Here is a 22,031-nt window from a genome sequence, read left to right as displayed (position 1 = left end):
AAATGATGAATTGTCCACTGTGCGGGAATGCCGCACATACACGAAGCAGCTTTCAGGTATCGGCAACAACCAAAGAACGTTATAACCAGTGCCAGAACATCAATTGCAGTTGCACCTTCAAATCTCATGAGACAGTTTCAGAGATCATCATGAAGCCCGGCAGCGTTAAACCAGTGCCGCCGCATCCTGGAAGAAACCAGCAGCAACCGCTGTGGCTGTAATCGTTGCGGTGTTCTAAATTTCTCGCTCTGCAGGAGATTTAATGATTGGGTTTTGTTTAGATTAGTTAGCAGGGTGTTCATATCCATTTGCCTACTACACTCTATCATTGCACAGCGGTAAGCTCTGTAATAGAAAAGGAGCAAAGTGATAATCAGTAAAGCAGCCCTCTGCTTGTGAGGGCTGCTATCTGCTGTAGCTTGAGTGCAGTCATGCTGTTTTGACAAGCGTATATTCATCTCGCTGTACAGGAAGGGACAGACCAGTAGCGTTAACAAAATAATCTTCCATTACAGCATCCCAGATGTTTTCTTTTTTTAGATGATTTTGCATAATACTAAAGTTAGGATTTAATAAAAGTAATGTAGAAGTTATAGCGCTATACTCGGACTCTTTCTGACACAAGGATAAAAGTCCACTTACAATATTTCTAGCTTTGAACAATTTTCTATGATTGGTCTTGTTGCTAAGTATATAATCATGATAAGCCTCCAATGCATTATCTAGTAACTGATCGATCTTTTCTAAAATCAAAAGCCTGTTTATCCTAGCATCGATGTCATTCAGATTGAATCCAAAAAGTTCTACAGTGTTAATGCCTTTAGTGGAGACCCCTTTTAATCTTAGACTGCTGTAAATTAGGTGCTTAGACGGATCATCTTTATATGGGTTGATGATAGGATATAGATTAACATCTACTTCTCCTTTCTTAGTGTTACATTGCTTACATGATGGTACTAAGTTGTCCCAGTCTACAACTAAATGACCATAATGAACTTTACATTGATAATGATCAACCTCCATATAGGACCCATTCCCATCCACTTTTTTCTCGCAATAAGCACACTTATTATTACTTGTTTTCTTTAGCTCTCTTGTGATTCCTTTTCGTAGCCAGACAGAATTACCTTTTTTTTTATGTAGACTTAAAAGCTGAGCTGACTTATTAGAGGATAAGTAAGGTATTGAATGGGGTTTCATCAACCTAATCATATGTTGCCCCCTGTAAAACATGCCATGTCTATTTTTATAATTCTTTTCTCTGGATTGCTTTCATGAAGGCAGGCCATAAGTGTATGAAAGTTATCTTTTGCTAGTTCACTATCTCCTTCATCTATCGCTCTATAGAAGGACTCTTTTAGTGACAGGTAAAATGAGCTTCTAGGACTTTCCATCCCCATTACATCAGTTAATATTTCCTCAACTGTCCATCCTTTAAAACCATATTTCCTATATGCCATATTCTTAAGTTTTACTTCTGAATTTTCGTCAAATTCAAGAGTAATTACTTCTTGTGCGCTGGCTTCTTGAATAATATGAGGACTATGAGTAGCACAGATGAACTGTGCAGCATTAAATGATGTGCTTAATATTTTTGCTATTTTTGCCTGCCACGCAGGATGAAGATGTATCTCTGGTTCATCGATGAGTATAATGCCGTTAAATTCACGGGCATCCCTGTCTGGGAAACGATACTCAATTTCTTTAATTAAACCAATTATTAAGTAAATGCTAGACTTGAACCCAGACGATAAATACTCAAAGCATATTTCACCACTTGGTGTGGAAATTACTATATCATGACGATCGGAATCTAAATGCGAATACTTGAATCTGCTATCAACTATTGAAAAGGCATCTATAGCAAACTGTAAGTTCGCGAGTTTACCAGAAGAGAGTCTTTTCTCTTGTTTAGAGAAAAGAGTTCTATGTATAAACCAGTTTTTTATATCACTGCCAGACATTCCCTTGGATAATGATTGATTGTTATCATAGCCACTGAGCGTGTTTTTTAAAGTAATCTGTGAGAGTTCTTGATATTCAATGTTTCTATTTGTTCTTATGAAAATAACTTCCTTGTTCAATGAGTGAAGTCTTGAAATTCCGGGTGATTTTGACTCTTTCGGATGAAATGAATCTACTTTATATGAAAATCTTTCAGGGGTGTCGTCTATTCTGAATGTGCCATCACAAATACCAACCTCAGAACCAAATCTCTTTTTTATGTTCCCATTGCTGTAGCTTCCATAGAAAAAGCCAGAGATTGCTTCTAAAAGTGATGTTTTTCCTATGCCATTTCCTCCACATATGAAGTTCATTTTTTGGTTGAATTCTATATGAATTTCTTTAACGCATGAAATATCTCTCAGCTTTAACGTATTAATGCTAATCATTTTTTTTCCTTATAAGATGGTAGCCTTTTCCAAATTTAGCATCATTAAATACCTTGGTTCATTTCCTACAGGATTGCCTTCTTTCCTTTAAATCCCTATCTGTTTTCAATAGTTTAACATTCTCGTGATATTAGTAATGTTCATTTTTGGCACTCAGCAACAGTTTACATCATATACTCGGTGGACCGGAGTCCGACCGTTTATTTTGATTCATACAAAGTGCATTTCTTCCATGTGATCACCTTTTAGGGGCTGTGTAAAACGAGCAGCGGTAGCCATATGGCACGAAAGGCGGTGGTAGCAGAGGGGAGGGTGAAAAAAATCTGCTGCCATTTTGCTGCCAATCGATTTTTTGGCTACAAAAAAACCGCTTCGGAGAGCGGCTCAAATGCATGATTAATATCATTAAATTTGGTGGCCCCTGCTGGGTTTGAACCAGCGACCAAGCGATTATGAGTCGCCTGCTCTAACCACTGAGCTAAGGGGCCAGCGGAGCGGGGATTATAAAGTATCTCGCCAGGGCGATCCAGCCATTGATAGCTGGTTGCTGAAAATTAAACCAACCTCTGACTCTTTGATATCAATGAGAAAATTCGCAGATCCCACGGCCATTGTTGCAAAAATAACCTAATCTGCAGATGATTCTGAGACAGGGCGGGAAAGCCCTGTCTCTCATTACCATCGTGCTTACTGATAACGTGATGCCGGTTTATTCCGGGATAAGTATGGCTGGAGTGCCACACGCGCGTTGTCGAAGTCATGCCACAGGTCAGTATTCTCCAGCGATGGGATGGTTACCAGCTCACCAGCATCGAGTCCATGCAGGGCAGCACTGACCAGATCCTCAACCTCCATCAACATCTCTGCCGGAAATGCCGTAATCGGGGTGCCCGAACGATCAAAAATCTCAGTACGGGTCGCGCCGGGGAGAACCGCCTGTACATGCACACCGCTATCAACCAGCTCGCGCTGCATGGCGCGCGTCAGTGTGAGCACAAAGGATTTGGTCGCATTGTAGGCACCGTTGAACTGTTCATGTATCAGTGACAGCACGGAAGCAATATTGATGATGGTGCCGTGGCCACGCGCACGAAATGCCTGTGCAGCAGTGTGGGCCAGTTGGGTAGGAGCCACGATATTCAACGCCAGCATGGTTTGAATGCGTTCCAGGTCAGCATCGATAAATTCCCCTTCGACGCTCATACCTGCGTTATTCAGCAGCAACGTGATGTGGTGGTTTTCACGTAGTTCCTGTTCGATACGCTGTAAATCCTGCGTTTTGGTGAGATCCGCAGGTAAGACGCTGACTTCCACGCCAGCCGATTCACGTAAGCTCTGCGCCAGCGCATTCAGGCGAGCGACATCGCGTGCCACCAGAATCAGGTTATAGCCGCGGGCGGCCAGTTGTTTTGCGTAGGTAGCGCCAATACCGCTGGATGCGCCGGTGATCAAAGCCAGTTGAGATGATGACATGGTCGATTCCTCTAAATGATGGTTATCATATTTGACGTGCTAAATATGACGCTCATAATATTTATCGTCAAGCTGGAATATGATGGTCGTAATAATTACTATGATTGCCGTAACTGATGAACCGGAGAGCAGAGGATGGAAAAGCTGAGTCACAAAGCGCGCACGCGTCAGCGCATTCTGGATGAGGCAGCCAAAGTGATGCGTGAATGCGGCACGGAAAGCATCGGTGTTGCGTCGTTGATGAAGCGCGTTGGTTTAACACATGGCGGTTTCTATGCTCATTTCGCTTCACGTGATGTGTTGGTAGAAGCGGTGATTGCTCAGATGTTTGCTGATTCCGCACAACGATTAGCGGCGATTGTGCAGATTGAGGATCCGGCACAGCGTTTGAACCAGCTGATCGATAATTATCTCTCCGATGTGCATCGCGTCACGCCGGGTGAGGGCTGTCCGCTCCCCGCACTTGCCAGCGAGATGGCGCATTTGCCACTTGAGGCTCGTACGCTATTTTCACAGCGGCGCGAAGTGGTACGTCAGAGACTGGCTCAGCCATTGCAGGAACTCGGCAATCCTCAGGCGGATAGGCTGGCCGCCAGCATCCTGGCTGAAATGGTTGGTGCGATGGCGTTGGCACGCGCCTGCCCGGATGATACAGAGGCGAGTCAGATCCTGGCTGACAGCCGCCTGTCCGTGAAACAGCGTGCAGGGCTGACGTCGGTATGAGTGATCACAATATTCGCGACATCATCGCTCCACATTTACAGGTGCTGTTCTGCGGCATCAATCCGGGTCATTCCTCGGCGCATACCGGCTTTCATTTTGCCCATCCGGGCAATCGCTTCTGGAAGGTGATTCATCTGGCAGGATTCACCCATGAACAGCTTAAGCCGGAACAGGAACAGCGGTTGCTGGAGACCGGCTGCGGCATCACTATGCTGGTGGAAAGACCAACGGTGCAGGCGACTGAACTGGCTGGGGATGAGCTGCGTGATGGTGGCAGTCGATTGCAGGAGAAAGTGCTGAACTATCAGCCGCGTGCATTGGCGGTGTTGGGAAAAGATGCGTTCCAGCGCGCATTTCGTCAGCGCAAAGTGGAGTGGGGTGAGCAGCCACACACTCTCGGTAATACCCGGCTGTGGGTGTTGCCCAATCCGAGTGGCTTGAATCGTGCTTCGCTGGAGGAGATGGCCGCTGCTTATCGACAACTTTATCTATGGTTGCAGAAAAGCGAGTGAAATAAAAAACCCCGGCAAGCCGGGGTTTTTTTATCTCAGACCGATTAGTCGTCAAGGAAGCTACGCAGCACTTCGGAACGGCTTGGATGACGCAGTTTACGCAGCGCCTTGGCTTCAATCTGACGAATACGCTCACGCGTTACGTCAAACTGCTTGCCTACCTCTTCCAGCGTGTGGTCGGTATTCATATCGATACCGAAACGCATACGCAGTACCTTCGCTTCACGCGCGGTCAGGCCAGCCAGTACGTCGTGGGTGGCAGAACGCAGGCTCTCAGAAGTTGCTGAGTCCAGCGGCAGCTCCAGCGTGGTGTCCTCGATAAAATCGCCCAGATGTGAATCTTCATCATCACCAATCGGCGTCTCCATAGAGATTGGCTCTTTGGCAATTTTCAGCACTTTGCGGATTTTATCTTCCGGCATCAGCATGCGCTCAGCCAGTTCTTCCGGCGTCGGCTCGCGGCCCATCTCCTGCAACATCTGGCGCGAAATACGGTTGAGCTTGTTGATGGTCTCAATCATATGCACCGGAATACGGATGGTACGCGCCTGGTCGGCGATAGAACGGGTGATAGCCTGACGGATCCACCAGGTGGCATAAGTTGAGAACTTATAACCACGACGGTATTCAAACTTATCAACCGCCTTCATCAGACCGATGTTGCCTTCCTGAATCAGGTCGAGGAATTGCAGACCACGGTTGGTGTATTTCTTAGCGATTGAAATCACCAGACGCAGGTTAGCTTCCACCATCTCTTTCTTCGCACGACGTGCTTTGGCTTCGCCGATAGACATACGACGGTTGATATCCTTCACCTGCTCGATGGTCAAACCGGTTTCTTCTTCAATCTGCAGCAGCTTCTGCAGGCAACGCATGACGTCGTCCTGCACTTCCAGCAGTTTTTCCGACCACGGCTTGTTCATCGCCAGCGCGGCTTTAAACCAGCTTTCACTGGTTTCATTACCGGTGAACAGGGTGATGAAGTTTTTCTTCGGCATTTTGCACAGTTCAACACACAGCTTCATGATGATGCGTTCTTGAGTACGCACGCGCTCCATCATTTCACGCATGTTATTTACCAGGTAGTCGAACTGCTTCGGTACCAGGCGGAACTGTTTAAACACTTCAGAAAGGTTCTGAATTTCGGCAACCGCGTCGGCGTGGCTGCGGCCTTTGGCCTTGATCACCGTACGGGTGGTTTCGTACTGGGTGCGCAGCTCAACGAATTTCTCACGCGCCAGTTCCGGATCGATAGAGTTATCGTCATCAGAACTGTCGTCGTCGCTCTCTTCGTCGTCGTCATCGTCGTCATCGCGGTCTTCTTCAGACAGCTCAGAACCCACGTGAGTGGCGGTAGGGGCCAGATCTTCTTCAGCGTTCGGATCGACAAAACCGGTGATCAGGTCGGACAGACGTGATTCGCCTGCTTCAACACGATCGTACTGATCGAGCAGATAGGTGATTGCTTCCGGATATTCTGCAACGGAGCACTGAACCTGGTTGATGCCGTCTTCGATGCGTTTAGCGATGTCAATTTCGCCTTCACGCGTCAGCAGTTCAACAGTACCCATTTCGCGCATATACATGCGCACTGGGTCGGTAGTACGGCCAATTTCAGATTCAACGCTGGATAACACCTGAGCGGCGGCTTCCGCAGCATCTTCGTCAGTATCGGCACTGTTTTCATTCAGCATCAGATCATCGGCATCAGGGGCTTCTTCCACCACCTGAATACCCATATCGTTAATCATCTGGATGATGTCTTCGATCTGATCGGAGTCGACGATATCTTCCGGCAGATGGTCATTGACCTCAGCATAGGTCAGATAGCCCTGCTCCTTACCACGGGTGACAAGTAGCTTAAGCTGTGACTGCGGGTTTTGCTCCATAAGACGGTATCCACACTTCTGTTAATTAGATTGGTGTCGGTCGGCAGCGAGCCAACAATAACAGTGAAGGCGTTGTGTTTTTGCCGCTGCCTTCGTCGCGGCCAGGGCATTTGCCCTCTGATATTCGGCACTTAAGCCGCTTGGATGCTTTTTTCGGGCCAGGCTTCTCGCCTGGTTCCGCTAATGCTTATCGCCCCGGTTCCCTGCCATTTTAACGGTATCGGCAACCAGAGCGTCTAAAATGGTTATTTCTTTGCCAGTGCCTGGCTCAGTGCCCAGAATTCGCGGCGTTCGGCAGCACTTAACCCTTCGGTACGATCGCGTGCAATGAGCGCTTCAAGACGCTGTTCCAGCGCGGAATCGTAAAGACTCGCCAGAGAATCCTGGAACACCGTTTCCGCCTCTTCATCCACTATCATGTGGTTCCAGGTGGCCAGTGTTTCAAGTGTCTGACTAAAATTTGTCCCGCGATATAACTCTAGTAGCTGTCCGGTCGTCAGGCCAGGATTCTCACAACAACGGCTGACTAACTCCACAAACAGCGGTAAACCCGCCATTTTTGACTGCTCCAGACCTTCGAGAGCAGGCACCATGGCGGCAAATTGCGGGTTCTGCACCAGCAACGCCACCAGCACGCGCATGGTTGTGCGCTTCAGTGGTGGTGCGGTGGGTGCGGCTCCACTCTCTGCCTGCTTCGGCAATAACTTCTCTAACTGGTTATCGTCAAGAATGCCGAGTTTATTACCTAATTCCTGACGCATATAAATACGCAAGGTTTCACCGGGGATCTGCCTGATCAACGGTAACGCCAGCGTACTCAGGCGTGCTTTACCGTCGCGCGTACTCAGATCAACCTGCGGCAGCAGGCTGTCGAACAGAAACGTGGAGAGCGGCATAGCCTGCTCCATCCTTGATTCAAACGCGGCTTTGCCTTCTTTACGCACCAGCGTGTCCGGGTCCTCGCCATCAGGCAAAAACATAAAGCGTAGCTGACGACCGTCATTCATGTAAGGCAATGCGGTTTCGAGTGCACGCCAGGCGGCTTCGCGACCGGCACGGTCACCGTCGTAACAGCAAATCACGTTTTCCGTCGAGCGAAACAGCAGCTGAATATGTTCCGCAGTGGTCGAGGTTCCCAGCGAGGCAACGGCATAATCAATGCCGAACTGCGCCAGGGCCACCACATCCATATACCCTTCCACCACCAGCAGACGAGCCGGTTGCGGATGATTTTTCAGCGCTTCATACAGGCCATACAACTGACGACCTTTATGGAAAATCGGTGTTTCCGGCGAGTTCAGGTATTTCGGCGTATCGTTGCCCAGCACACGGCCACCAAAACCAATCACCCGGCCGCGTTTATCGCGAATCGGAAACATGACCCGGTCGCGAAAACGATCGTAAGTGCGGCCTTTGTCATTGCTGACCAGCATGCCAGCTTCCATCAGCGACTCACGATCCTCTTTCTGCTGACCAAAACGCTTCAGCGCGTTATCCCAGCCGGGCGGTGCATAGCCAATGGCAAAGTGATCAATCACTTGCTGGCTAAGGCCACGCGTGGCGAGATATTGCTGAGCGGGCTGGGCCTGCGGTTGACGCAGACTCTGCTGATAGAAGGTGTTCAGACCTTCCAGCAGCTGATAAAGGCTTTGGCGCTGATGGCGTTCCATCTGGCTGGGGCCGTTGCCCGCTTCATAAGGCACTTCAAGGCCGTGCTGTGTGGCCAGTTCCTCAATGCTTTCGACAAACTCCAGACGATCGAAATTCATCAGGAAGTCGATAGCATTGCCGTGGGCACCACAGCCGAAGCAGTGATAAAACTGCTTATCACCGTTTACGGTGAAAGAGGGGGTTTTCTCGTTATGGAATGGGCAGCACGCATGATAGTTCTTACCCTGCTTTTTCAGCTTAACGCGGGCATCGATAAGATCCACGATGTCCGTGCGGGCAAGTAAGTCATTGATAAATACGCGTGGAATTCGTCCAGCCATAAGCCCCGGTTTTTCAGCTCATAAACGGCAACAAGCCGCGCTTCCTTTCGGAAAGCACGGCCTCTTACTTGACTCTGTCTGCGTTTATCACGCGGCGGAGGCGAACCTCCGAAAGAAATTAGTACAGACGAGTGCGGCGTGCGTTTTCGCGAGCCAGTTTCTTGGCATGACGCTTAACTGCAGACGCTTTAGCGCGCTTACGTTCGGTAGTCGGTTTTTCATAGAACTCACGACGACGAACTTCAGCCAGAACGCCTGCTTTTTCGCAGGAACGCTTGAAGCGACGCAGTGCTACGTCGAACGGCTCGTTTTCACGTACTTTAATTACCGGCATGTAACTCTCACCTCGATAAAATTCGGTTTTTGCTGCTGACTGCGGCGCCAGCACATTTCAAAATGGTGCATAATTCTACTCCAACCGTGGTTGGCTTGTAAAGCACCAGGAACAAATTGAAACCAACAGGGGCTTGTGCCTTGCGGCTGCCGGTTTTTTCAGGCCGTGGAGTATAGCGCACTCTTTGTGCGACGGAAAAACACTTTTTCGCGGTCAAAGTTGCCCGGCCGGTGATCTCCCTGTGATACACTGCGCGCCGCAAGAAGAGGGTACGAAAAGCTATGCGAGTTCTGGGTATTGAAACGTCCTGCGATGAAACCGGCATCGCGATTTATGACGATGCGTCCGGTCTGCTGGCAAATCAATTATATAGCCAGGTAAAATTGCATGCCGATTACGGCGGTGTGGTGCCAGAACTGGCATCGCGCGATCATGTGCGTAAAACCGTGCCGCTGATTCAGGCGGCGTTGAAACAGGCTGGATTGCAGCCGCAGCAGATTGATGCCGTGGCCTATACGGCCGGACCAGGTTTGGTCGGTGCGCTGCTGGTCGGTGCCACCATTGGTCGTGCGCTGGCGTTTGCCTGGAATGTTCCTGCGGTGCCAGTCCATCATATGGAAGGCCATCTGCTGGCACCCATGCTGGAAGACAACCCGCCGGAATTCCCGTTTGTGGCGCTGCTGGTTTCGGGCGGTCACACCCAGCTGATTAGCGTCACCGGCATTGGTGAATACACTCTGCTGGGCGAATCCATTGACGATGCGGCGGGTGAAGCTTTCGACAAAACCGCCAAACTGCTGGGCCTCGACTATCCGGGTGGCCCGATGCTCTCGCGCATGGCACAGCAGGGCACGCCAGGTCGTTTTACTTTCCCGCGCCCGATGACCGATCGCCCCGGCCTTGATTTCAGCTTCTCCGGCCTGAAAACCTTCGCTGCCAATACCATCCGCGAACATGCGGGCGACGATCAGGCACGCGCCGATATCGCCCGTGCCTTCGAAGATGCGGTGGTGGATACGCTGATGATCAAATGCAAGCGTGCTCTGGAGCAGACGGGGTTCAAACGTCTGGTGATCGCCGGCGGCGTCAGTGCCAACCGCACGTTACGCGAGCGCATGGCGGAGATGATGCGCGCGCGCGGTGGTGAAGTATTTTACGCCCGCCCGGAATTCTGTACCGATAACGGTGCCATGATTGCTTATGCGGGTATGGTGCGACTGAAAGGCGGAACACGGGGTGAACTGGGCGTCAGTGTCCGACCACGCTGGCCGCTGGCTGAACTGCCTGCCATCTGACATAAAAAAACCGGCCTGCGCGCCGGTTTTTTTATTTCTGCTGCTTTTTTTTCCGCTTCCAGATTTTATTTTCCTGGCCACGCCACAGGCGCTGAATGTTGTCGTGATGACGTAGCAAAATCAGGCAGGAAAGCATCGACACCGGAAAGGTGAATTGCGGCTTAAACCACCAGACATAAAAAGGGGCGATTAACGCGCTGACAATCGCGCCCAGCGACGAGTAGCCGCTCAGTAGCACCGTCAGCAGCCAGGTACCGGTCATCAATCCGGTCAGATCCCAGCCAATCGGCGCAATGGCTCCAAACGCTGTCGCCACGCCTTTGCCGCCGCGAAAACGAAAGAAAACGGGATAGATGTGGCCGAGGCAGGCGGCAATCGCCGTCAGGCCAAGATACAACGGCGGAATATGCAGCAGATAAGCGATCCACACCGGCAGCATCCCTTTGGCGATATCAAAGATCAGTACCGCAGCAGCGGGTGCTTTTCCCCCGATACGTAACACATTCGTCGCACCGGGGTTACCTGAACCCTGGGTGCGTGGATCCGGCAGACCAGCGAGTTTGCACACCAGTATCGCGCTGGAAATGGAGCCGCAAAGATACGCGAAAATAATCATACCAAGCGCGATAGCACTCATAGTTCCATACCGTTCCTGTAGGGTCGTTTTGTTCTCGGTAAGTGTGGATAATACGCATAATCCGCCGGAAGTGGTATCCGGCTTAGCCAAAAACAGAGACTACATCATGGATATCGTATTTATTGAGCAACTCACCGTGTTCACCACTATTGGCGTTTACGACTGGGAGCAGGGTATGCAGCAGAAGCTGGTGCTCGATGTCGAAATGGCGTGGGATAACCGCCAGGCGGCTGCCAGCGATGATGTTGATGATTGCCTCAGTTATGCCGATGTCACCGAGGCAATTTTAAACCATCTTAACGGGCAGCGTTTTGCTCTGGTTGAACGGGTAGCGGAAGAAATTGCGGATCTGTTGATGAATCGTTTCAAAACGCCCGGCGTGCGCATCCGCGTAGGAAAACCGGGGGCTGTAGCGCAGGCTGCCACGGTTGGCGTACGAATTGAGCGCGGGACTATTCCTAAATAAATCTGACGTGATTGCCATCACAATGAAACCAAACCAAATTATGGTGTGTCTCAGCGAGAGCCGTTGCGTTTAGTGCGGCTTAGTTACCGGAAACCTTAAGGTTTCCTTCAGACTGGCGCAGGCATAATTTAAGGCGGTAGGCAGATGCGACCGCCTTTTTACTGTTTAAAACGGATAGAGGAAAATTTGATGGCAGATATTCATCAGCTGTGGGTAGCTGCAATCCTGGGGATAGTGGAAGGTCTGACCGAATTCTTACCGGTCTCGTCCACTGGCCACATGATTATTGTTGGCCACTTGTTAGGTTTCGAAGGCGACACCGCCGATACCTTTGAAGTGGTGATTCAGCTCGGTTCTATTCTTGCTGTCGTGGTGATGTTCTGGCGTCGACTCTTTGGCTTAATCGGTATTCATTTTGGTGAAGTGAAACATGAAGGCACCGGCAAAGGCCATCTGACTCTGATTCATATCCTGCTGGGTATGGTGCCTGCGGTGGTCATTGGTTTGCTGCTGCACGATAAAATCAAATCGCTGTTCAACCCGATTAACGTGATGTATGCGTTGGTGGTGGGTGGTGTGCTGCTGCTGGTGGCGGAATACCTTAAACCAAAGCAGCCGAAAGCGGTGGGGATTGACGATATTACCTATCGTCAGGCGTTTATGATTGGCTGCTTCCAGTGTCTGGCGCTGTGGCCGGGCTTCTCACGTTCGGGTGCCACCATCTCTGGCGGTATGCTGATGGGCGTGAGCCGCTATGCTGCATCGGAGTTCTCCTTCATCCTCGCAGTACCGATGATGATGGGTGCGACAGTGCTGGATCTGTACAAAAGCATTGGCTTCCTGACGATGCAGGATCTGCCGATGTTCGCCGTTGGCTTTGTCACCGCCTTCGTGGTGGCATTGGTTGCCATCAAAGCCTTCCTTGAGCTGATTAAACGCATCTCCTTTGTCTCATTTGCCATCTACCGCTTTATCATCGCGGGCGTGGTTTACATGCTGTTCATGTGATGCAATGCGCGGCCAGTTACGCTGGCCGCGCGTTAATCAGCCTTTCCTGCAGTACCTCAATTCGCCGCCGTGTTAACTCTTCCCGAACTTCTGCTCCTTTGAATCCAGCGTCCACCACGGCTTTGGTGGGAACGGCCTGTGCCAGCGAGAATGCTGTGCGCAGATAATCACCCTGCGGATAGGCATTGTTTTCCAGCCCGGCTCGGCCGCGTGCATCGGCTTCGCTGGTCAGCGCCATTTGCTCCACACGCTGCGGTTTGCGCCAGGCATCAATGCGATCAAACAGCGCAATCAGCGCTGCGGCTGGCTGGCGTTCGATGGTGTGAACCATATCGTGAAATTCGGTGACCAGCAGTGCCAGATCGCGCACCGAGTTGGGTACGTGCAACCGCTCACATAAGGCTGCCACAATCGGCACTCCGGCCAGACCATGACCATGATGGCTCGGCCACTTCTCCGGCGGCGTAAGGGCTTTACCTGCGTCGTGGAACAGCGTGGCAAAGCGCACATCCAGTTGGTCGGACAGCGCAGCAGCCATCGTCAGAGTCATCAGCGAATGGATACCGCTATCAATCTCCGGGTGCCATTTGATGGGGGCGGGGATGCCATACAGATTATCGAGTTCCGGGAACAGCACCTGCAACGCGCCGCAATCACGCAGTACCTGGAAATAAACCTGTGGATTACGCGTCAGCAGTGCCTTTTCCGTTTCTTTCCAGACGCGTTCGGGCGTGAGATGCGCCAGCTCGCCACTGGCGACCATGTCACGCATCAACGCCTGAGTTTCACCAGCGATACGGAAGTTCAGGTGGGCAAAACGGGCAGCAAACCGCGCCACGCGTAAGACGCGCAGGGGATCTTCATTAAAAGCGGCGGAAACATGGCGCAGGATACGATCGGCCAGATCGCGCTGTCCGGAATAGGGATCGATTAACTCACCACTATCCGCCTGCGCGATGGCATTGATGGTCAGATCGCGTCGCAGCAAATCCTGCTCCAGCGTGACATCCGGCGCAAACCAGGTCACAAACCCGGTATATCCGTTACCGCTTTTGCGCTCAGTACGCGCCAGCGCATACTCTTCGCGGCTTTGTGGATGCAAAAAAACCGGAAAATCCCGGCCAACTTGCTGAAAGCCCTGCGCCAGCATCGCATCAGGCGTGGTGCCTACCACGACCCAATCTTTATCTTTTACCGGTAAACGCAACAACGCATCACGCACTGCGCCACCGACCAGAAACGTCTTCACTCAACTACTCCAGAGGCCATCTACCTTTGCGTGTCGGGCACGCATCAATCTTTAATTGTTGCACAGTTTGGCCAAAATTCGGGCATGCCAAAAGGGGCATCTTACGATCCCCTCCCAAAAAAAGAACAATGTTCGGCTTAATTCATCCAGCGATCGTTCTTTTTGCGACGCGGTACCATATGCGGCAGCAACAGACCCAGTAACAGACCCACGCCGAGCACGCCACCGCCATACATAAACCATTGCATGATGATGGTGCGCTGTTTGTCATCCAGCTGAACGTTAGCGGCACTGACTTTTTTCTGCGCGACAATCAGCTCGTTTTTCAGCTTCTGATTTTCGTCTTTCAGGCCGTTGATGGTGCTATCGCTGCTGGCTACCTTGTTCTGCATATCGGACGTACGCTGATTCCAGCTGTTGTCGATGTTTTGCAGTTTGTCGGTAAGGTCCTTCACCTGCTGCTCAAGCTGCGGCACGCGGGTACGCAGACTGGGATCGGCACTCAACTGGGAGAGAGGAATCCAGGTGGTGCGACCCTGCGAATCTTTAATCTGGCCGTACTGCGTATCGTTGTTGGTTTGCAACAACTGTACTTCTTCCCCGGCATTCAGCTTGCCAACCAGGCGAAATTGATCGCCAGGGCCGCTGCGCACCCAGGTGGATAATTCATCGGAGATGTAACGTTTTTCGTCTGCATGAGCTGGAGTGATGGCGCTGAAAGCCAGCAATGAAAGAGCTGCAAGTGTGATTTTTTTCATTCGATATCAATTTTTCGTCATGGCGTAAAATTACCGGCACAGTCTGGAGAGGCTTCCCATAAATCTGAATGAGAACTATCCTGGTCTCAATCTGGAGTGAAAAGGGTCGTAAAAGCAAAAGAAAGCCGAGACAGCATGCATTCTGTGCATTACTCTTCGCCAGATTAACTTCTTAAGTGCCAGCAGCGTATTCAATAAAAAATTATGACCATCGAAATCGAATTAAAGTTCATTGCCACGCCGGAAGCGGCCGAAAAACTGGCTACAACTCTTGCAGCATGGCCTCATCAACATGTATCAGCGCGTGAGCTGACCAACATCTATTTTGAAACCGATGACAACCAGCTGCGGCGCTGGGATATGGGACTGCGCATTCGCGGCGTCGACCAGCGCTATGAAATGACGCTCAAAGCGGCAGGAAAAAGCGTGGGTGGGTTGCATCAGCGACCGGAATATAACGTCGATATCAACACGCCGGATCTGGACATCGCCTTGTTACCCGCCGAAATCTGGCCGCAGGGAACAGATGTGGCAGCGTTACAGCAACGGCTGGAGCCCCTGTTCAGCACCCATTTCCAGCGCGAGATGTGGCTGGTGCAGTTTGCTGACAGCGAAATAGAAGTCGCATTTGATCTTGGAGCGGTCGCTGCGGGTGAATTCAGCGAACCTTTATACGAGGTGGAGTTGGAGTTGAAGCAGGGGCAGCGTAAAGATCTGCTGCAATTTGCCCAACAGCTTATCGCTATGGGTGGTTTGCGCCTCGGCAGTCTGAGCAAAGCCGCCCGCGGTTATCAGCTGGCGCAGGGCAATACACCGCGCCCATTGCGCAACCTGCCGTTACTGAAAATCCCGGCAAAGGCGACAGTAGAGCAGGGCATGATCAACGCGTTGTCCGCAGGGCTGAATCACTGGCAATACCATGAAGAAGTGTGGTTGCGTGGTAATCCGGCAGCGCGAGCGTCGGTGCTGGAGGCATTAGAAACCCTGCGTCAGGCATTCTCGCTATTTGGTGCGCTGGTGCCGCGTAAAGCCAGCAGTGATTTGCGGCAGAAGCTGACCCGTATAGAAGAGTTGCTGGCCGATAGCCAGCAGGATGCGTCGGCTCTCAGTTTTTCACTCAGCTCTGTCGATGCTCAGTTAGCGCTTACTCACTGGTTGGTAGAGGCGCAATGGCAAAACTGGCTGGATGATAAGAGCAAAAGCAAACTGCAGGGTTCCTTCAAACGCTTTAGCGACATTATGCTGAGTCGTATCACCGCTGATTTGAAAGACACCTTCGCCGATGTGCAGCTGTTTAATGAGTTTCAGGATAAAGCCACGCGTCTGAATCGCCAGCTGCTGGCGGTGCATCTGCTGGCAGGGGCGTATCCGGCTGAAGAGGTGAACAACTGGCTGTCAGGCTGGCAGACATTGCAACATGCCATTGCCATCCAGCAGGAGCGAGGCCTGAATACGCTGGTGAATCAGGCGGTGAAGCAGGCCCCATTCTGGCTTAACAGCGGGACACCACGCTAACGCCACACAAAACAGAATCAGGGAGGGAAGATGTTGTTACCGTTATCGGCGCTGATGCAGGCGCAACTGACCAGTGCGGCGGAAAAGCTCAATGTATCGCCCGACGCACTGACGCCTGAGCAGGCAGGTGCGCTCGCTTTCAGTGACTTTATTGTAGACAACCTGCAGCAGCACCCTGAGTGGTGGCAGCAGCTACAACAACAACCCCCTGAGCCTGATGAGTGGCAGTCGTATGCCAGCTGGCTGAATCAGACGCTACAAAATGTGGATGGCGAAGCCAGCCTGATGCGTGAGCTGCGTCTGTTCCGCCGCCATATGCTGGTGCGTATCGCCTGGATGCAGTGTCTGCATCAGGCCAGCACCACACAGAGTTTGCAACAACTCAGCGTGTTGGCCGAAACCCTGATTGCAGCAGCGCGTGACTGGGTATGGCAGGATTGCTGTCGCGATTTTGGCACCCCCTGCAATGAAGCCGGTGAACCCCAGCCGATGTTGATTCTTGGCATGGGCAAACTGGGCGGCAACGAGCTTAATTTCTCCTCAGATATCGACCTGATTTTTGCCTGGCCGGAAAACGGCGTAACCCGCGGTGGTCGGCGTGAACTCGATAATGCCCAGTTCTTTACCCGCATGGGCCAGCGTTTGATAAAAGTGCTCGATCAACCGACGGTGGATGGCTTTGTCTACCGGGTGGATATGCGTCTGCGTCCGTTTGGCGATAGTGGTCCTCTGGTGCTGAGTTTTGCCGCGCTGGAAGATTATTATCAGGAGCAGGGGCGCGACTGGGAGCGCTATGCCATGGTCAAAGCGCGTCTAATGGGCGATGACCAGGGACGATGGAGCCAGGAATTGCAGCAAATGTTGCGGCCTTTTGTCTATCGTCGTTACATCGATTTCAGCGTCATCCAATCGCTGCGTAACATGAAGGGGATGATTGCCCGTGAAGTTCGCCGCCGTGGTCTGAAAGACAACATCAAACTGGGTGCGGGCGGTATCCGCGAGACCGAGTTTATCGTGCAGGTATTTCAGCTGATACGCGGTGGACGTGAGCGTTCACTTCAGCTGCGATCCTTGTTACCCACGCTTGCGGCGATTGGCGAACTGGGTTTACTGACGGCGCAGCAGGTAGAGCATCTGCGCGAGGCGTATTTGTTCTTACGTCGTCTGGAAAACCTGCTGCAAAGCCTGAATGATGAACAAACCCAGACGTTACCGGAAAACGATCTTGACCGTCAGCGCCTGGCCTGGGGCATGGGAGCAGCGGATTGGCCAACGTTGATTGCCAGCCTTGAACAGCATATGGCGGGTGTGCGTGCCATTTTCGATGAATTGATTGGCGACGATACGCCAGATATCGATGACCAGCGCGAGCTGGCCGAATTTGCGGTGTTGTGGCAGGACACGCTCGAAGAGAGCGAACTGGCGGCACTGGTGCCGCAGCTAGATGAAGCACAGCAACGTGTGTTGTATGAAGCGCTGAACGCTTTTCGTCTGGATGTGGGGCGTCGCACCATTGGGCCACGGGGTCGTCAGGCGCTCGATCAACTGATGCCGCGCCTGCTGAGCGAGGTTTGCCCACGTCCCGATGCGGCGGTGATCCTTAGCCGCCTGACACCGCTGCTACTGGGTGTCCTGACGCGTAGCACCTATCTGGAGCTGTTAACCGAATACCACGGCGCATTACGTCATCTGATTCGTCTGTGCGCCGCCTCTCCGATGATTGCCAGCCAGCTGGCGCGTTATCCCTTGCTGCTGGATGAACTGCTCGATCCGGCGACGCTGTATCAACCCACCGCCACGGATGCCTATCGTGATGAACTGCGCCAGTACCTGATGCGCATTCCCACGGATGATGAAGAGCAGCAGCTGGAGGCGTTGCGCCAGTTTAAGCAGGCGCAACATCTGCGTATCGCGGCAGCCGATATCGCCGAAACGCTGCCAGTGATGAAAGTGAGTGATCACTTAACCTGGCTGGCCGAGGCGATTATCGAATCGGTGGTTCAACAGGCGTGGAACATGATGGTGCAGCGTTATGGGCGTCCGTCCCATCTGACTCATGACGGCGAACGGGGTTTTGCCGTGGTGGGTTACGGCAAGCTCGGCGGCTGGGAACTGGGCTATAGCTCCGACCTCGACCTGGTTTTCCTGCATGACTGCCCGGATGACGCGGTGACTGACGGCGAACGTGCCATTGATGGTCGCCAGTTCTATCTGCGTCTGGCACAGAGAGTGATGCATCTGTTCAGCACGCGTACCTCCTCCGGCATTTTGTATGAAGTGGATGCACGCCTGCGCCCGTCCGGTGCGGCCGGGATGCTGGTCAGCACGTTTGCCGCGTTTGATGATTATCAGCGTAACGAGGCCTGGACCTGGGAACATCAGGCGCTGGTACGTGCGCGCATTGTATTTGGCGCTCCCGCGCTGTGTGAACAATTTAATCAGATTCGACGTGGCATTCTCTGCCTGCCACGCGATGCCGACACGCTGCGCAAAGAAGTCCGTGAGATGCGGGAAAAAATGCGGACGCACCTTAGCAATAAACATAAAGGGCGCTGGGAAATCAAAACTGATGAAGGCGGCATTACCGATATTGAATTCATCGCGCAATATCTTGTCTTAGGCTACGCCGCCCGGCAGCCCGCTCTGACACGCTGGTCTGATAATGTGCGCATCTTTGAGCTGATGGCGCAGCACGACATTATGCCGGATGAGGAGGCGCGAGCGCTGACGCATGCTTATGTCACCTTGCGCGATGCGTTGCATCATCTGGCTTTGCAGGAGCTGCCTGGTCATGTGGAGCCGGAAGCCTTTGCGGCAGAACGCGCCACGGTTAATGCCAGCTGGCAACGCTGGCTGGCTGAATCTGACAGCGCGGAACACTAAGCATTCTGTGCTATTATCCGCGCACTATTTTTATCGCAGTCTGGAGTCTCTGGAATGAAAGTAACACTGCCCGCATTTAACCAGGCCGCTGTGCTGGTTGTCGGTGATGTGATGTTAGACCGCTACTGGTATGGCCCTACCAGCCGTATCTCTCCTGAAGCACCGGTACCGGTGGTGAAAGTGGATACCGTGGAGGAGCGTCCTGGCGGCGCGGCCAACGTGGCGATGAACATTGCAGCACTGGGGGCGGCTTCACGTCTGATTGGCCTGACCGGCGAAGATGATGCGGCGCGTGTGCTGAGCAGCACATTGCAGCAGGTGAAGGTGGACTGCGATTTCGTGGCGGTAAAAAGCCATCCGACCATTACCAAATTGCGCGTACTGTCGCGTAATCAGCAGCTGATTCGTCTCGATTTTGAAGAGGGGTTTGAGCAGGTCGATCCTGAGCCGATCCATCAGCGTCTGCGTCAGTCGCTGGCCCAGGCGGGCGCGCTGGTGCTGTCTGACTATGCCAAAGGGGCGCTGAATAGCGTGCAGACCATGATCCAGCTGGCGCGTGAAGCCAACGTGCCGGTGTTGATCGATCCGAAAGGTACTGATTTCGCCCGTTATCGTGGTGCCACGCTACTCACGCCGAACCTGTCAGAGTTTGAAGCGGTGGTAGGCAAGTGTAAAAACGAAGACGAGATTGTCAGCCGTGGCGTGCAACTGATGGCCGATTATGATCTTTCTGCGTTGCTGGTGACCCGTTCAGAGAATGGGATGACCTTGCTGCAACCGGGTAAAGCACCACTCCATCTGCCTACGCAGGCGCAGGAAGTGTATGACGTGACGGGTGCCGGTGACACGGTAATAGGCGTGCTGGCTGCGGTACTGGCTGCCGGTGAAAGCCTCGAAGAAGCATGTTTCCTCGCCAATGCAGCGGCTGGCGTGGTCGTGGGCAAGCTGGGTACGTCAACTGTCAGCCCGGTAGAGCTGGAAAATGCTATCCATGCCCGCCCGGACAGTGGTTTTGGCGTTATGGACGAGGAACAACTGAAAGCCGCGGTAGCCATGGCTCGCCAGCGCGGTGAAAAAGTGGTGATGACCAATGGTGTGTTCGACATCCTCCATGCGGGACATGTTTCCTACCTGGCGAATGCGCGCAAGTTGGGCGATCGTCTTATTGTGGCGGTTAACAGTGATGCATCGACCAAACGCCTGAAAGGCGAGACGCGTCCGGTCAATCCGCTGGAAAATCGCATGATTGTGCTGGGTGCACTGGAGGCGGTGGATTGGGTGGTGTCATTCGAAGAGGACACGCCGCAGCGTCTGATCGCTGAAGTGCTGCCGGATCTGCTGGTGAAAGGCGGTGACTACAAACCGGAAGATATCGCAGGCAGTAAAGAGGTGTGGGCCAACGGCGGTGACGTGCGGGTGCTCAACTTTGAAGACGGTATCTCTACCACCAATATCATCAAAACCATTCGCAGCCATTAAGCGGCATAAAAATGGGAGCCTCAGGCTCCCATTTTTTATTTGCTTTCTTCAGCCTTCACCACGTCAACGGCGGGTGGCACGCTGCGGCTTTCCAGCTGAGCCAGACGCTGTTCCAGCGCAGCCAGTTTCTCGCGGGTACGCAGCAGTACCTGGGTCTGTACATCAAACTCTTCACGATTAACCAGGTCCATACGGGTTAATTGAGCCTGCAAAACCTGACGAATTTTCTTTTCGACATCGTCGCCAAATTCGCGAATTCCTTTCGGCATGGCTTCGTGCACCTGGCGAGCCAGTTGTTCAATTTTTTTCGTGTCGATCATGATAATTTCCTGGTTACGGGGCCGATGACAGCACGTGTTCGGTCTTTATAAGCCTTAAGTGTAATGCCAGAAACGAAAAGGTTAAACCTGAAATCTGCACAGCAGGAAATGCAAAAGCATTTGCGCTTTTGTTGATTGCCCGACCAGATGATTGGCGCTATAGTGATTTTGCTTATTCTCAGGGCGGGGCGAAATTCCCCACCGGCGGTAAATCAGCTTCGGCTGAAAGCCCGCGAGCGCTTCCACTGCAAAGTGGAAGGTCAGCAGATCCGGTGTAATTCCGGGGCCGACGGTTAAAGTCCGGATGGGAGAGGGTAACGACATCAAACGGGCTATGCCCGTGTCACGTTATTGCCATGTGTTTTTTACGCACTCCTAAGCTCGCCCTGATTCTGGTAACTCATATTTTAAATAAAGGTTTTTTACCATGAATCAGACGCTACTTTCTGAATTTGGCACGCCGGAACAGCGTGTAGAACGCGCCATCGATGCACTGCGTAATGGTCGCGGTGTGATGGTGCTGGACGATGAAAATCGTGAAAACGAAGGCGACATGATCTTTGCCGCCGAAACCATGACTGTTGAACAGATGGCGCTGACCATCCGCCACGGCAGCGGCATTGTTTGCCTGTGCCTGACTGAAGAACGCCGTCAGCAGCTCGATCTGCCGATGATGGTGGAGAACAACACCAGCTCCTTCGGCACCGGTTTTACCGTGACTATCGAAGCCGCGCAGGGTGTGACCACTGGCGTTTCTGCCAAAGATCGTATCACCACTATTCGTACTGCTGTTGCTGATGGCGCGAAACCAAGCGATCTGAACCGCCCAGGACATGTGTTCCCGCTGCGCGCCCGTGAAGGCGGCGTGCTGGCACGTGGTGGTCATACCGAAGCCACCATCGATCTGGTTACACTTGCCGGCTTCAAACCTGCGGGTGTGCTGTGTGAACTGACCAACGATGACGGCAGCATGGCACATGCTCCGGAAGCGATTGTGTTTGCTAAGCAGCATGATATGCCGGTAGTGACAATTGAAGATCTGGTGGCGTATCGCCGTCAGCGCGAAACCCGTCAGGCAAGCTAAGCCGACACAGCATCCCCTGAGG

The 22,031-nt window shown here is 52.2% G+C and carries 20 protein-coding genes, 1 tRNA gene and 1 riboswitch; of the genes, 10 read left to right on the top strand and 11 right to left on the bottom strand.

What is annotated here, in order from left to right; all coding sequences use genetic code 11:
- Window positions 1–2 precede the first annotated feature (2 nt).
- Complete coding sequence (locus AC6I8X_RS17270) at window positions 3–221, top strand: ogr/Delta-like zinc finger family protein (RefSeq protein WP_013510553.1); 219 nt, start codon at window positions 3–5, stop codon at window positions 219–221.
- Between the two features lie 208 nt (window positions 222–429).
- On the opposite strand, the gene AC6I8X_RS17265 is transcribed toward AC6I8X_RS17270, so the two are convergent.
- The 4 genes from AC6I8X_RS17265 to AC6I8X_RS17250 all read right to left on the bottom strand — a co-directional run bounded on the left by AC6I8X_RS17265 (window position 430) and on the right by AC6I8X_RS17250 (window position 3,866).
- Window positions 430–1,212, bottom strand: coding sequence for an HNH endonuclease (locus tag AC6I8X_RS17265; protein ID WP_497840180.1), 783 nt, complete (start codon window positions 1,210–1,212; stop codon window positions 430–432).
- Window positions 1,209–2,393: an AAA family ATPase gene (locus AC6I8X_RS17260; RefSeq protein WP_497840179.1), complete on the bottom strand. Its 1,185-nt coding sequence runs from the start codon at window positions 2,391–2,393 to the stop codon at window positions 1,209–1,211. The genes AC6I8X_RS17265 and AC6I8X_RS17260 overlap by 4 nt, the downstream gene beginning before the upstream one ends.
- A 412-nt stretch (window positions 2,394–2,805) precedes the next feature.
- A tRNA-Ile gene (locus tag AC6I8X_RS17255) sits at window positions 2,806–2,881 on the bottom strand.
- Window positions 2,882–3,080: 199 nt separating this feature from the next.
- The gene (locus tag AC6I8X_RS17250; protein ID WP_313683229.1) at window positions 3,081–3,866 is read right to left on the bottom strand and encodes an SDR family NAD(P)-dependent oxidoreductase; all 786 of its coding nucleotides are present in this window, start codon (window positions 3,864–3,866) and stop codon (window positions 3,081–3,083) included.
- Between the two features lie 135 nt (window positions 3,867–4,001).
- On the opposite strand from AC6I8X_RS17250, the gene AC6I8X_RS17245 reads away from it, so the two are divergent.
- Together AC6I8X_RS17245 and mug are read left to right on the top strand one after the other, a co-directional pair.
- Window positions 4,002–4,589 carry a TetR/AcrR family transcriptional regulator gene (locus AC6I8X_RS17245; protein WP_497840178.1) on the top strand — a complete coding sequence of 196 codons (588 nt, stop codon included), beginning with the start codon at window positions 4,002–4,004 and terminating at the stop codon, window positions 4,587–4,589.
- On the top strand, window positions 4,586–5,101 hold the full coding sequence (gene mug / locus AC6I8X_RS17240; protein ID WP_313683231.1) for a G/U mismatch-specific DNA glycosylase: 516 nt from the start codon (window positions 4,586–4,588) through the stop codon (window positions 5,099–5,101). Before AC6I8X_RS17245 ends, mug begins: the two co-directional genes overlap by 4 nt.
- 44 nt (window positions 5,102–5,145) lie before the next feature.
- Here mug and rpoD read toward each other — a convergent pair whose 3' ends face one another.
- The 3 genes from rpoD to rpsU form a co-directional block, all read right to left on the bottom strand.
- Window positions 5,146–6,990 (bottom strand): RNA polymerase sigma factor RpoD, encoded by a 1,845-nt coding sequence (gene rpoD / locus AC6I8X_RS17235; RefSeq protein WP_497840177.1) that lies wholly within the window; start codon window positions 6,988–6,990, stop codon window positions 5,146–5,148.
- A 245-nt stretch (window positions 6,991–7,235) separates the two neighbouring features.
- Window positions 7,236–8,981 carry a DNA primase gene (dnaG, locus tag AC6I8X_RS17230; protein WP_310617798.1) on the bottom strand — a complete coding sequence of 582 codons (1,746 nt, stop codon included), beginning with the start codon at window positions 8,979–8,981 and terminating at the stop codon, window positions 7,236–7,238.
- 118 nt (window positions 8,982–9,099) lie between these two features.
- On the bottom strand, window positions 9,100–9,315 hold the full coding sequence (gene rpsU, locus AC6I8X_RS17225) for a 30S ribosomal protein S21 (RefSeq protein ID WP_001144069.1): 216 nt from the start codon (window positions 9,313–9,315) through the stop codon (window positions 9,100–9,102).
- 281 nt (window positions 9,316–9,596) lie between these two features.
- Here rpsU and tsaD point away from each other — a divergent pair, with 281 nt between their 5' ends.
- Window positions 9,597–10,610 carry a tRNA (adenosine(37)-N6)-threonylcarbamoyltransferase complex transferase subunit TsaD gene (gene tsaD, locus AC6I8X_RS17220; protein ID WP_299459457.1) on the top strand — a complete coding sequence of 338 codons (1,014 nt, stop codon included), beginning with the start codon at window positions 9,597–9,599 and terminating at the stop codon, window positions 10,608–10,610.
- Between the two features lie 31 nt (window positions 10,611–10,641).
- On the opposite strand, the gene plsY is transcribed toward tsaD, so the two are convergent.
- Window positions 10,642–11,247 carry a glycerol-3-phosphate 1-O-acyltransferase PlsY gene (plsY, locus tag AC6I8X_RS17215; RefSeq protein ID WP_299459460.1) on the bottom strand — a complete coding sequence of 202 codons (606 nt, stop codon included), beginning with the start codon at window positions 11,245–11,247 and terminating at the stop codon, window positions 10,642–10,644.
- A 106-nt stretch (window positions 11,248–11,353) separates the two neighbouring features.
- On the opposite strand from plsY, the gene folB reads away from it, so the two are divergent.
- Both folB and bacA read left to right on the top strand, forming a co-directional pair.
- A complete protein-coding gene (gene folB, locus AC6I8X_RS17210; RefSeq protein WP_013510542.1) occupies window positions 11,354–11,713 on the top strand; it encodes a bifunctional dihydroneopterin aldolase/7,8-dihydroneopterin epimerase in 360 nt (119 codons plus the stop codon).
- A gap of 189 nt (window positions 11,714–11,902) precedes the next feature.
- A complete protein-coding gene (gene bacA, locus AC6I8X_RS17205; protein ID WP_084876868.1) occupies window positions 11,903–12,721 on the top strand; it encodes an undecaprenyl-diphosphate phosphatase in 819 nt (272 codons plus the stop codon).
- A gap of 16 nt (window positions 12,722–12,737) precedes the next feature.
- Here bacA and AC6I8X_RS17200 read toward each other — a convergent pair whose 3' ends face one another.
- A complete protein-coding gene (locus tag AC6I8X_RS17200) occupies window positions 12,738–13,970 on the bottom strand; it encodes a multifunctional CCA addition/repair protein (protein WP_313685544.1) in 1,233 nt (410 codons plus the stop codon).
- A gap of 137 nt (window positions 13,971–14,107) precedes the next feature.
- Window positions 14,108–14,728, bottom strand: a complete 621-nt coding sequence (locus AC6I8X_RS17195; RefSeq protein ID WP_299459478.1) for a TIGR04211 family SH3 domain-containing protein — start codon at window positions 14,726–14,728, stop codon at window positions 14,108–14,110.
- Window positions 14,729–14,932: 204 nt separating this feature from the next.
- Here AC6I8X_RS17195 and AC6I8X_RS17190 point away from each other — a divergent pair, with 204 nt between their 5' ends.
- The 3 genes from AC6I8X_RS17190 to hldE are packed head-to-tail and all read left to right on the top strand — an operon-like array spanning window position 14,933 to window position 20,605.
- Window positions 14,933–16,243, top strand: coding sequence for a CYTH domain-containing protein (locus AC6I8X_RS17190; protein WP_497840176.1), 1,311 nt, complete (start codon window positions 14,933–14,935; stop codon window positions 16,241–16,243).
- Between the two features lie 30 nt (window positions 16,244–16,273).
- Window positions 16,274–19,126, top strand: a complete 2,853-nt coding sequence (gene glnE / locus AC6I8X_RS17185) for a bifunctional [glutamate--ammonia ligase]-adenylyl-L-tyrosine phosphorylase/[glutamate--ammonia-ligase] adenylyltransferase (RefSeq protein WP_497840175.1) — start codon at window positions 16,274–16,276, stop codon at window positions 19,124–19,126.
- A 54-nt stretch (window positions 19,127–19,180) separates the two neighbouring features.
- The gene (hldE, locus tag AC6I8X_RS17180; RefSeq protein WP_497840174.1) at window positions 19,181–20,605 is read left to right on the top strand and encodes a bifunctional D-glycero-beta-D-manno-heptose-7-phosphate kinase/D-glycero-beta-D-manno-heptose 1-phosphate adenylyltransferase HldE; all 1,425 of its coding nucleotides are present in this window, start codon (window positions 19,181–19,183) and stop codon (window positions 20,603–20,605) included.
- Window positions 20,606–20,640: 35 nt separating this feature from the next.
- Here hldE and ubiK read toward each other — a convergent pair whose 3' ends face one another.
- Window positions 20,641–20,925, bottom strand: a complete 285-nt coding sequence (gene ubiK / locus AC6I8X_RS17175) for a ubiquinone biosynthesis accessory factor UbiK (protein WP_313685535.1) — start codon at window positions 20,923–20,925, stop codon at window positions 20,641–20,643.
- A gap of 170 nt (window positions 20,926–21,095) precedes the next feature.
- A riboswitch (FMN riboswitch) is annotated at window positions 21,096–21,245 on the top strand.
- Between the two features lie 107 nt (window positions 21,246–21,352).
- Between ubiK and ribB the strand changes: the two genes are divergently transcribed.
- Window positions 21,353–22,009 carry a 3,4-dihydroxy-2-butanone-4-phosphate synthase gene (gene ribB, locus AC6I8X_RS17170; protein ID WP_299459502.1) on the top strand — a complete coding sequence of 219 codons (657 nt, stop codon included), beginning with the start codon at window positions 21,353–21,355 and terminating at the stop codon, window positions 22,007–22,009.
- The last annotated feature ends 22 nt before the right edge of the window (window positions 22,010–22,031 follow it).

Source organism: Pantoea sp. X-Soil-TKNS-1280, from assembly GCF_059730475.1.
The sequence above is the reverse complement of the archived record's forward strand: the minus strand, read 5'-3'. Positions and strand labels throughout refer to the sequence as shown.